Origin of the sequence: Streptomyces sp. Da 82-17 (genome assembly GCF_046098215.1) — a bacterium.
Taxonomy (GTDB): domain Bacteria; phylum Actinomycetota; class Actinomycetes; order Streptomycetales; family Streptomycetaceae; genus Streptomyces.
Map to the genome: position 1 here is coordinate 1 of NZ_JBJURH010000035.1, position 10,055 is coordinate 10,055.

10 protein-coding genes are annotated in these 10,055 nt (G+C 72.6%); 5 read left to right on the plus strand and 5 right to left on the minus strand.

The window, feature by feature from the left end; translation table 11 throughout:
- Together ACIDOF_RS36105 and ACIDOF_RS36110 are read left to right on the plus strand one after the other, a co-directional pair.
- A partial coding sequence (locus ACIDOF_RS36105; RefSeq protein ID WP_409010484.1) for a universal stress protein occupies positions 1-431 on the plus strand: 431 nt, incomplete at its 5' end.
- Between the two features lie 95 nt (positions 432-526).
- Positions 527-1,204 (plus strand): response regulator, encoded by a 678-nt coding sequence (locus ACIDOF_RS36110; protein ID WP_409010485.1) that lies wholly within the window; start codon positions 527-529, stop codon positions 1,202-1,204.
- Between the two features lie 20 nt (positions 1,205-1,224).
- Here the strand turns inward: ACIDOF_RS36110 and ACIDOF_RS36115 are convergent, their stop codons facing one another.
- Positions 1,225-3,834 carry a cation-translocating P-type ATPase gene (locus ACIDOF_RS36115; RefSeq protein ID WP_409010486.1) on the minus strand — a complete coding sequence of 870 codons (2,610 nt, stop codon included), beginning with the start codon at positions 3,832-3,834 and terminating at the stop codon, positions 1,225-1,227.
- 5 nt (positions 3,835-3,839) lie between these two features.
- A complete protein-coding gene (locus tag ACIDOF_RS36120) occupies positions 3,840-4,718 on the minus strand; it encodes a universal stress protein (protein WP_409010487.1) in 879 nt (292 codons plus the stop codon).
- Positions 4,719-5,006: 288 nt separating this feature from the next.
- Here ACIDOF_RS36120 and ACIDOF_RS36125 point away from each other — a divergent pair, with 288 nt between their 5' ends.
- Positions 5,007-5,471, plus strand: coding sequence for a cyclic nucleotide-binding domain-containing protein (locus ACIDOF_RS36125; protein ID WP_409010488.1), 465 nt, complete (start codon positions 5,007-5,009; stop codon positions 5,469-5,471).
- A gap of 11 nt (positions 5,472-5,482) precedes the next feature.
- Here ACIDOF_RS36125 and ACIDOF_RS36130 read toward each other — a convergent pair whose 3' ends face one another.
- The 3 genes from ACIDOF_RS36130 to ACIDOF_RS36140 all read right to left on the minus strand — a co-directional run bounded on the left by ACIDOF_RS36130 (position 5,483) and on the right by ACIDOF_RS36140 (position 8,607).
- Complete coding sequence (locus tag ACIDOF_RS36130) at positions 5,483-6,334, minus strand: DMT family transporter (RefSeq protein WP_409010489.1); 852 nt, start codon at positions 6,332-6,334, stop codon at positions 5,483-5,485.
- A gap of 44 nt (positions 6,335-6,378) precedes the next feature.
- A complete protein-coding gene (locus ACIDOF_RS36135) occupies positions 6,379-7,740 on the minus strand; it encodes a nicotinate phosphoribosyltransferase (RefSeq protein WP_409010490.1) in 1,362 nt (453 codons plus the stop codon).
- Between the two features lie 150 nt (positions 7,741-7,890).
- Positions 7,891-8,607 (minus strand): alpha/beta hydrolase, encoded by a 717-nt coding sequence (locus tag ACIDOF_RS36140; protein ID WP_409010491.1) that lies wholly within the window; start codon positions 8,605-8,607, stop codon positions 7,891-7,893.
- A 109-nt stretch (positions 8,608-8,716) separates the two neighbouring features.
- Here ACIDOF_RS36140 and ACIDOF_RS36145 point away from each other — a divergent pair, with 109 nt between their 5' ends.
- Together ACIDOF_RS36145 and ACIDOF_RS36150 are read left to right on the plus strand one after the other, a co-directional pair.
- A complete protein-coding gene (locus ACIDOF_RS36145; RefSeq protein WP_409010492.1) occupies positions 8,717-9,301 on the plus strand; it encodes a sigma-70 family RNA polymerase sigma factor in 585 nt (194 codons plus the stop codon).
- Positions 9,298-10,053 (plus strand): anti-sigma factor domain-containing protein, encoded by a 756-nt coding sequence (locus ACIDOF_RS36150; RefSeq protein ID WP_409010493.1) that lies wholly within the window; start codon positions 9,298-9,300, stop codon positions 10,051-10,053. Before ACIDOF_RS36145 ends, ACIDOF_RS36150 begins: the two co-directional genes overlap by 4 nt.
- The last annotated feature ends 2 nt before the right edge of the window (positions 10,054-10,055 follow it).

Here is a 10,055-nt window from a genome sequence, read left to right on the forward strand (position 1 = left end):
ACGGCCGTCCCGGAGACATCGTCGTCGGGGTGGACATCCGTCAACTCTGCGATCCGCTCCTGGAGTTCGCGTTCGGCGAGGCCGCCCGGCTCGGCTGCCGGGTGCGGGCCGTGCACGCCTGGACCCTCCCACCGGTCGTACGCGAAGCCTCCGCCCTCGTGGCCGCAGAGCAGGACCTGGCACCCGGCGTCCAACGCGGACTCGCCGCGATACTCGCGCACTGGGAGCGGCAGTACCCGTCGGTGCCCGTCGTCGCGCTCGCGCCGGTCGGCCCGGCCGCCCCCGTGCTCGTACGGGCCGCCGCCGGGGCGGAGCTGGTGGTCGTCGGGCGCCGCAGCCGCCGTCCGACCCTCGGCGCGCACATCGGGCCCGTCACCCACGCGGTCGTCCACCACTGCGCGGCGCCGGTCGCCGTCGTATCCCACCGGTGAACGGGTGTGGAGGGCGCCGGGGAGCCGGACCGGGCCCACCTGACGGACAATCCATGTAGAGGCCCGCGAGCCCGACCCACCGCCCAGGGACCGTCATGAACGAACCGACAACACCCGGCACACCCATCCGCGTCTTCCTCGTCGATGACCACGAGGTGGTCCGGCGCGGCATCCGCGACCTCATCGACGACGAGCCCGACATGGAAGTGGTCGGCGAGGCGGGCACGGCCGACCAGGCTCTGGCCAGAGGGCGCGCGCTGCGGCCCGACGTGGCGGTGCTCGACGTACGCCTCCCCGACGGCGACGGCATCACCGTGTGCCGGGAACTGCGCTCATGGATGCCCGACCTCGCCTGCCTCATGCTGACCTCGTTCGACGACGAGGACGCCCTCCTCGACGCGATCATGGCGGGGGCCGCCGGGTACGTCCTGAAACAGATCAAGGGCTCCGACCTGGTCTCGGCCGTACGGACCGTGGGCACGGGCCAGTCGATGCTGGACCCGGCGACGACCGCACGCCTCATGCACTCCCTGCGCGGGCCCGAACCGGCCGCGCCGCCGGAGGACGAGCGGCTCGCGGGGCTCTCCGAGCGCGAACGCAACGTACTGGAACTGATCGGCGAGGGGCTCACCAACCGCCAGATCGCCGAACGCCTCTACCTCTCCGAGAAGACCGTCAAGAACCACATCTCACGGCTCCTCGGCAAGCTGGGCGTGGAACGCCGCGTACAGGCCGCCGTCATCGCCGCACACGCGCGCGAGCACGACACGTGAGCCGAGCAGAATCCGTTCCGTCAGTCCCGAAGCGCAGCGCGTTCCCGTCGGCCGGATGTGTGGAAGGCCGTGCGGACGATCCGGGCTGCGCCGAAGGCCACGGCGGCGCAGGCCAGGGCCAGGCCGGCTTCCGCCCACCCGAGGGGTTCGGTCTGGAGGACCGAGCGGAGGAAGGGCAGCGTGAGCGCCGCCGCCCCGAGCAGGGCCGAGGCGAGGGCGGAAAGGGGCAGGAAGAGGTTGGCTCGGGTGAAGAGCCGAGCGCGCAGGCCGAGGACGACACCGAGCTGGGCGGCGAGCAGAGCCGCGAACAGCACGCTCTGCCAGGCGAGGCCGAACGCTTCGGCGGCCAGCCCGGCCCCGAGGGAAGCGGCCGTGACGACGGCGGCCAGGACGAGCAGCCGCTGCCATGCGCCGCTGCCGAGGATGTGCTGCTCCGGGGGCCGGGGCGGCCGTCGCATCGCACCGGGGGATGCGGGTTCCGCGCCCATCGCCACGCCGGTGAGCCCGTGGGTGAGGAGATTGATCCAGAGGATCTGGCCCGCGCGCAGCGGCAGCGTCAGGCCGAGCAGCGGTCCGAGCAGCATGATGAGGATCTCGGCGGCGCCGCCCGCCATTCCGTACACGAGGAAGCGCCGGATGTTGTCGTACACCCGTCGGCCCTCCTCGACGGCGGCCACGACGGTGGAGAGCTCGTCGTCCGTGAGGACGAGGTCGGCGGCCTGGCGGGCAACCTCGGTGCCGCGCGCACCCATGGCCACGCCGATGTCCGCGCGGTGCAGGGCGGGGCCGTCGTTGACTCCGTCGCCGGTCATGGCGGTGACCGCTCCCCTGGCGCGCCAGGCCTCGACGATGTCGAGCTTCTGCCCCGGGTCTGTCCGGGCGAAGACTCTGACCGCCGTGAGGTCGGAGACCGTCCCCGCCGCCACGTCCCCGCCGGTGACGACACGGCGGTCCGTCCCGGTGTCGTCGTCGGTGAGGACTCCGACGCGGGAGGCGATCGCCTCTGCCGTGGCGGGATGGTCCCCGGTGATGAGTACGGGGGTAATGCCGGCCGCGCGGCAGGAGGCGAGGGTGGCCGCCGCGTGCGGTTTCGGAGGGTCGCTCAGCGCGACGAGTCCCAGCAGGTCGAGGCCGTGCTCCGCGTCGGCCGCCTCGTCGGGCGGGGTGTCCCGCGTGCCGGACGCGACCGCGAGTACGCGGTGGCCTCGCGCCGCCCAGTCCGCGGCGTGTTCGTGGGCGCGTGCGAGGGTGTCGGGACGGTCCCGGAGGACGGCCGGGTCGAGCACCGCCTCGGGCGCCCCCTTGAGGCAGACGAGGACGCGGCCTTCTGGAGTGCGGTGCAGAGTGGACATCCGCTTGCGGAGGCTGTCGAAGGGCGCTTCCGCGATCCGGGGGTACGCAGGGTGGTCCGGCGCACGGCCCGCTTTCGCGGCCGCCACGAGCAGGGCTGCCTCCATCGGGTCGCCCAGGGCGGCCCAGCGGTCCGTGGGGCCCTCGGGGTCGGGCGGGCGCAGGGCGGCGTCGTTGCACAGCGCCGTCACGGTCAACAATGCGGCCACGGGCGGCAGTTCGTCGGCGGTGGCCGGTCTGCCGGCGACGAGGACGTCGCCCTCGGGTTCGTAGCCCACGCCCGTGAACTCGGCCTCCAGCTCGGGTGTCCAGACGTGCTGGACGACCATGCGGCCCTCCGTCAACGTGCCGGTCTTGTCGGTGGCCAGCACGGACACCGAGCCGAGCGTCTCGACTGCGGGCAGGCGCCGTACGAGTGCGTGGCGGGCCACCATGCGCCGCGCGCCGAGGGCCAGAGCGAGGGTGACGACCGCGGGCAGCGATTCCGGGACGGCGGCCACGGCGAGGCTGATGGAGGTCACCGCCATGGTGCCGAGGGGCAGGCCGCGGACCGTGCCCAGCACGAGGACCAGGGCGCACAGCACCAGGGTCACGGCGGCGAGGACCCGGCCGAGGGCGGCGAGGCGACGTTGCAGCGGAGTGGGCTCGCGGCGGTCGTCGAGCAGGGCCGCGATGCGGCCGAGGGCGCCGGCCGACCCGGTGGCTGTCACGACGGCCACGCCACGGCCGCGTACGACGACGGTGCCCGCGCTCACCGTGCTCCCGGCGTCCTTGTCGACGGGCACCGACTCCCCGGTGAGCATGGACTCGTCGAGCAACAGGGCGGATGCGTCGGCGAGTTCGGCATCGGCGGCGACGATGTCGCCCTCCCCCAGGAGGAGGACGTCTCCGGGGACGACGGACGCGGACGGCACGTCACGGACGGCGCCGTCGCGTCGTACGCGCGCGTGCGGGGCACTCAGCGCGGACAGGGCGCGGATGGCGTTGTCGGCCCGGATCTCCTGGACGACGCCGACCGTGGTGTTCACGAGGACGACGAGGCCGATGACCAGAGCGTCGGTGTGGTCGCGGATCGCCAGTGTCAGGACGACCGCTGCGAGCAGGACCAGGATGAGCGGGTCGAGGAGCTGTGCCCGGATGCGGCGGTGCAGCGGCACCGGCGGTGCAGCCGCCACCTCGTTGGGTCCCTCGTCGGCCAGGCGGCGTGCGGCTTCGGCCTCGCTGAGGCCTTCCTCGAGCGCGGCGGTGGCGGGCGTCCGGTCGGCGGCTGCCGTCGGCATGGCCGTCAGGTGGTGCCGTGTCCGTGCCCGTGGCGGGGCAGGAACTCGACCGGGCAGTGGGCGTGTTGGAGGAGCTTCAGCGCGGTCCGCCCGAGCAGCGGACCCAGGTGACCTGCGGGCCTGCGGCCACCGACGACGAGGAGGTCGGCGTGCCGGGACGCCTCGACGAGCGCTCCGGGCACACTGCGGCTCGTCTCTTCCTCCGTCTCCACCGTCACCTCGGGGAACTCCTCACGGACGCGGTCGACGAGACGGGCAGGCGGCCGTGCGGAGTCCGCCCGACGGACGTGCAGGAGCCGCAGGGGGACCTGGTGTGCTCGTGCTTCGCAAGCAGCCGTCAGGGCGCAGCCGAGGTCGCTGTCGTCGCGGACGGCCGCGAGTACGGGCCGGGGCTCGCCGGTCCCCGTCCCGGACTCGGACTCGGACTCGGACCCGGGCTCGGGCTCCGCGGCTTCTCGGACCACGACCACCGGGGTCGTCGCCGTCTGCAGAACCTCGCGGGCCACGGATCCGAGTACGTGGTGCGGAAACCCGTCTGCCCGGTGCCCGATCACGATGGTGCCGCTCTGTGCTGCCGCTCTGCGCAGGCTGTCTGCGGGTGCGTCGTCGTCGAGGTTCTTGACGACGGCCAGGCCCGGGTGACGTCCGGCGAGATCAGCCGCCGCGTCGAGCGCTTCCCTGCCGTTTCGGCGACGCTGCAACAGGTCGTTCCGGGAAGCGAAAAAGGACGCGGCTGCCGTATCAGTGGCGTGTACGAGGTAGAGGCCGGTGGTCCGTCGGGCCGCCTCACGGGCCGCCCACAGCACAGCCGCACGCGTGCTGTCGGATCCGTCCACGCCGACGACGAGGCGGCCGAGACCCTTGCCGGATTCGGTCTTCTGCATGATCCCTCCAGGCCTTTTCCGAGGGCTGTTCCTACCGTCGCACCCGGCTATGTCAGGAGCTGAGGGCCGCCGGGGGCAAAGCGGGGCCCGAAGGTCCCGGCGCACCGCGAGCCCTCCGGCGGCGACCGCCCTCCGGCGACCTGACGAGTACCGGTCGGACGCCCTGGCGGGACCACCGGAAGAGCCGACGGGCCCACTCGGCCCATGCGGGTACGCGCGGCAAGAGGCGAGGCTGAAACCAGACCGAGGATTCCAGTGGCGAGGACAGCCCGCCGTGAGGAGGACGTCATGATCACCGCCCCGGCCCCGCGCATGTCCCAGATCCTCTCTCCGGACCACCGGACCACGCTGATGGCCGCCGCGCGGGAGGTGAAGATCCCGCACAGCACACGCCTGTTCAACGAAGGGGGCAGAGCTGACCGCTTCTGGGTCGTCAGGTCCGGCACCGTAGCCCTCGACATGCGCATACCCGGGCGCCGACCGGTCGTGATCGAGACGCTCGGCGTCGACGATCTCGTCGGCTGGTCCTGGTTGCTGCGGCCCCACGTCTGGCATCTGGGCGCGAGTGCGGCAAGTCCGGTCCATGCCTGGGAATTCGACGCGGAACGGGTCCGGGGCCTGTGCCGGGACGACGCAGTGCTGGCGGAGGAGGTCACCCGGTGGGTCGCGCAGGTGCTCGCCCACCGCCTCCAGGCCACCCGAACCCGCCTGCTCGACCTCTACGCGCCGTACGGCAGCGGAACCCACGAATGAAGGGCGTCGTGTCATGCCGTGGCCAGCGGGGACCGGCCCAGGAGCACGATGCCCGTGACAGCCGTCGCCGCGCCCAGCATCTGCACCGTCAACGTCCAGCCGGTGACGGCGAGTTGTTCGTCGAAGACAGCGAGTCCGATCGCCACGGCCCCGATCGGCTCCAGGGTGTCGATGACGGGCAGGCTGACGGCCAGAGATCCGGACTGGAACGCGCTCTGTGACAGCACCAGGCCCGTCACGCCCACGGCGATCAGCGCATACGGTTCCCAATGGAGAAGCGCCTCGAGGCTTTCCGTACGGAACCGGCCGGCCGTGCTCTTGGTCAGGCTGTCGAACAGTGCCAGCGTCACCGCCGCACAGACCGCGTAAACGGCCGTACGCAGGCGCGGCGGGCTGCTCACTCCCACAGGCACCAGGAGCGCCACGACACCGACCACCACCGCGAGTGCGGGCACCCAGTCGTGGACCGCAGGAAGCGATGTCCGGGGTGCGAGCGGAAGCACGGTCAGGAACACCGCCACGCCCCCGGCAGTGCAGATGATCCCGGTCTTCTCCGAACCAGTGAGCGGCTCCCGCTGACGGGAGGCCAGGAACGGCAGCGCGAACAGGAGATCGGTTGCCGCGAGCGGCAGGACCAGGGCCAGGGGGCCGTGGGCGAGCGCGAGTCCCAGGAAGGCGAAGGAACAGACGGAGAGCCCGATTCCCGCCAGCCAACCGGGCCGTCGAGCCAGGTCGAACAGGAGCTGAAGGCGCAGCGACTTCCACATCGCCGCCCGTCGCGCCGCCTCGTGCTGCATTACGGACCCGATGCCGAAACATACGGCGGACAGGAGGGCACTCGACACGGCGACCAAGATGTTCATGGGCCGAGATCCTCACCGGTGGACGCTCACCGAGACGGCCGCCGTCAGATCGGCGGGCCTGCGGTGCCGCGTGCCGGGACACGCGCAGTCGCGGACGTGATGGTCCGCCGCACCTCGTCCGTCAGGGCCCCGAGACGCGGCGACACAGAGGCCGTCGGTGCCTCCGGTCCGTCGATCCGGCGTGCCGCCTCCGGCACCTGCCTGAGGTCCGTCTCGAAGCGGGTGCGGGCCGAGGCGAGCGAGGGGCGTGGCCCGACCCTTCGACCGTTGCGCATCACGGTCCGCAGCAGCGGCTCCGCGCCCGCCGGGGCCGGCTCGTCGTGCAGTGCGACGACGTCCAGGAGCCCCGGCCGGCGGAAGACCTGCTTGGGTGCGGGAGCGGTGACCTTGTGGGACGACAGCTTCATCACCGGCCGTCCTTCGTACGCGACGAGCTTGTAGGCCGCGTCGAGATACGGGGCGTCGGCGGAAACGCCGACCTTGGTGCCGACGGCGTACACGTCGATCGGTGCGCCGGACCGTACGAGCGCGTCGACCGCGTATTCGTCGAGGCCGCCGCTGGCGATGATCCGCACCCGGGGCAGTCCCGCCTCGTCGAGGAGGCTGCGGGCGCGGCGCGCGAGCGTTCCGAGATCACCGCTGTCGAGACGAATGGCGCATCCGTCCGGAGCGCCCAGCTCGTGCAGGACCTCCGCGGCGGACTTGGTGCCGCGCTCGGTGTCGTACGTGTCGACGAGCAGCGTGACGGGCCCCGGGTGTGTCCGGGCGAACGCCCGGAACGCGTCGAGTTCGCTCGGGAACGCCTCGACGTACGAGTGGGCCATCGTGCCGAACGCCGGGATGCCGTACCGGACGGCGGCTGCCACGTTGCTGGTGCCCGCGAACCCCACCAGCGCTCCCAGCCGGGCCGAGGCCAGGCCGGCCTGCGGACCGTGGCTGCGGCGCAGCGAGAAGTCGATCACGGGGTGCCCGGCGGCTGCGAGGACACATCGCGCGGCCTTCGAGGCGACGGCAGTCTGGTGGCAGATCAGGGAGAGCAGATACGTCTCGACGAGCTGTGCCTGGGGAAGCGGTGCGGTCACTTCGAGGAGCGGCTCGCCGGCAAGAACGATCGTTCCCTCCGGCACGGCCCGCACCTCGCCGTCGAAACAGAGCCCCGCGAGGGGGCGCAGATCCTGCTCGTCGCGGTGCAGCGCCTCGGCGAAGTCCCTGACGTCCGCCGGACTCACCGTGAGGCCGGCGAGGTAGTCGAGCGCGGGCTCCAGACCGGCGGCCACGAGGAATCCGCGGCCCGGTGGCAGATCCCGTACGAAGAGGCTGAAGGTGGCGGGCGCTCGCATGCCCTCGCGGACATACGAGAGGGCCATGCTGACCTCGTAGAGATCGGTCGTCGTCACGTTCGACACGTCGCTCAACTCCCGTCATGCCCGTACGCCGCGGGGCTCGCCGCCCACCTCCAGCTTCCGGGCGCTGCCGGAGCCGGGACAGGGCCGGATGGTCCTGGGGACGGAACCGAACGGCTGCTGGGCGGCGAGCGCTCGCCCGACGTCGTACTCCTACCGTTGCAGCAGGCGCACGACCGCCGAGGCCACGGCCCGGTGCCAGAGTGCGCTGTCGCGCAGCATCGCGTGGTCTCCACCGGGCAGCAGGGTCAGGTCCGTTCGTGCACCGGCCTGGCCGGCACGGTGCAGGAGCGCCACAGCGGCGCGCGGTTCCGTGGTGCGGTCGCGCTCCCCGTGAAGCACGATCACGTCCTTGTCCCGCAGGTGTGCGACGGGTTCGCCGTCCGGGCACCAGGGCGCCAGGGCGACCACAGCCCGTACGGCAGAGCGGTCGGCGCAGGCCAGGGCAGCACGGCCTCCCATCGAGTGGCCGACGAGGACTGCGGGGATGTCGCCGGCTCCGCGAGCCAGTTCGTCGAGGGCGCGGCGCGCGTCGTGCAGGGCGTCCGCGGCGGCGCCGTTCCAGCCGCGCACGCGGTACCGCACGTTCGCGAGCAGCACCGGGTCGTCGGCGGGCAGCGCCGCAGCCACGGCCCGTACGAAGGGGCGCATCCGGAGGGCCGCGAGGTGCCACGGACGGGACGGGGACCGGCTGTCGGCGCGGCCGCCGTGCAGGAACAGCACCGCGGCCCGGGGGCGGGGCGGGATTCCGCGCGGGAGGCGGTGCGGGACGAGCGCCGGCTTCGGGGCGTCGGCGTCGCGCGGGCCGCTTGCCGGTGTGCGTTCTCTACCCCTCAGATGGGCGTGGTCTTCGGGCCACTGGACACTCATGCCGGTGATTCGTAGCCGCGGGCAAGATGGATTGCCCCGCTCGACCAATCCGCGGCCCGGCCCGGGTCCGAACTACTTCCGACACCCGTGACCTACCCCGGAGCAGCCTGTGAAGGAAGCCGTGTCCATCGGCGGAACCCCCTCCGCCGAGCCAGACCTGAACGAGCTGATGGGGCGGGTCGCCCTGGGCGATCAGGACGCGTTCGCGTCTGTGTACGACCTGGCGATGGGCCCCGTGCTCGGCACCGTACGTGCCGTTCTGCGCGATCACGCCCAGTCGGAGGAAGTGGCGCAGGAGATCATGGTCGAGCTCTGGCGGACCGCCGCCCGCTACCGGCCGGACCGGGGAACGGCGATCAACTGGATCCTCACCCTGGCGCATCGGCGAGCGGTCGACCGGGTGCGCTCGGCCGAGGCCTCCGCGGCCCGCGACCACAAGGCGGCGCTCCTCGACCGGACGCCCGCGTACGACACCGTGGCCGAGCAGGTGGAGAGTCGCCTCGAGCGGGAGCAGGTGCGGCGCTGCCTGCGCACGTTGACCGAGATCCAGCGCCAGGCCGTCACTCTCGCCTACTACCGCGGACTCACCTACCGTGAGGTCGCCGAAATTCTGACGCTGCCTCTGGGCACCGTGAAGACCCGTATGCGCGACGGGCTGATCCGGCTGCGCGACTGCCTGGGGGTGACCGCGTGAACACGACTGACCTGCACACACTGACCGGCGCGTACGCGATGGACGCGCTGCCCGAGACCGAGCGGGCCGCTTTCGAGCGGCACCTGTCCGGGTGCGAGCCATGCACGCAGGAGACCGCCGAGTTGACGGCCACCGCCGCACGGCTCGGTCTCGCGGTCAGCGTCACGCCGCGGCCCGAACTACGGGACGAGGTGCTGCGTCGCATCACGACGGTACGTCAGGAGACGCCGCGCGAGGCCGGTGCCGCCATGTCCGCCCCGCGGGCTGCCACCCGCCGGACGATCCTGTCGCGCTGGGCACTGGCCGCCTGTGTGGCGGCGGCTGCCGCCTTCGGCGGCATCGCGGTGTGGCAGCACCAGCGCGCCGAGGACGCGCTCGACCGGGCCAGACAGGCCACGCAGGACGCCGACCGGGTCTCCGCCGTGCTCGCGGCGCCGGACGCCCGCAGCGGCTCGGCGAAGTTGGGGGACGGTGCGACCGGCACGGTCGTCGTGTCCAGGAGCCAGGACAAGGCCGTCTTCGTGGTCTCCGGGATGGCGCCGCCGCCCAAGGGCAAGACGTACCAGCTGTGGTTCGACGAGGACGGAGTCATGCGTTCCGCCGGGCTGATGGAGCCCGGACGCAGCGAGCAGACGGTGCTGATGAGTGGCGCCGTGTCCCGAGCCTCCGGCATGGGCATCACGGTCGAGCCCGCCGGGGGCTCCGAGCAGCCGACCTCCGCTCCGGTTGCCCTGATGCCGCTGCCGGCTTGAGG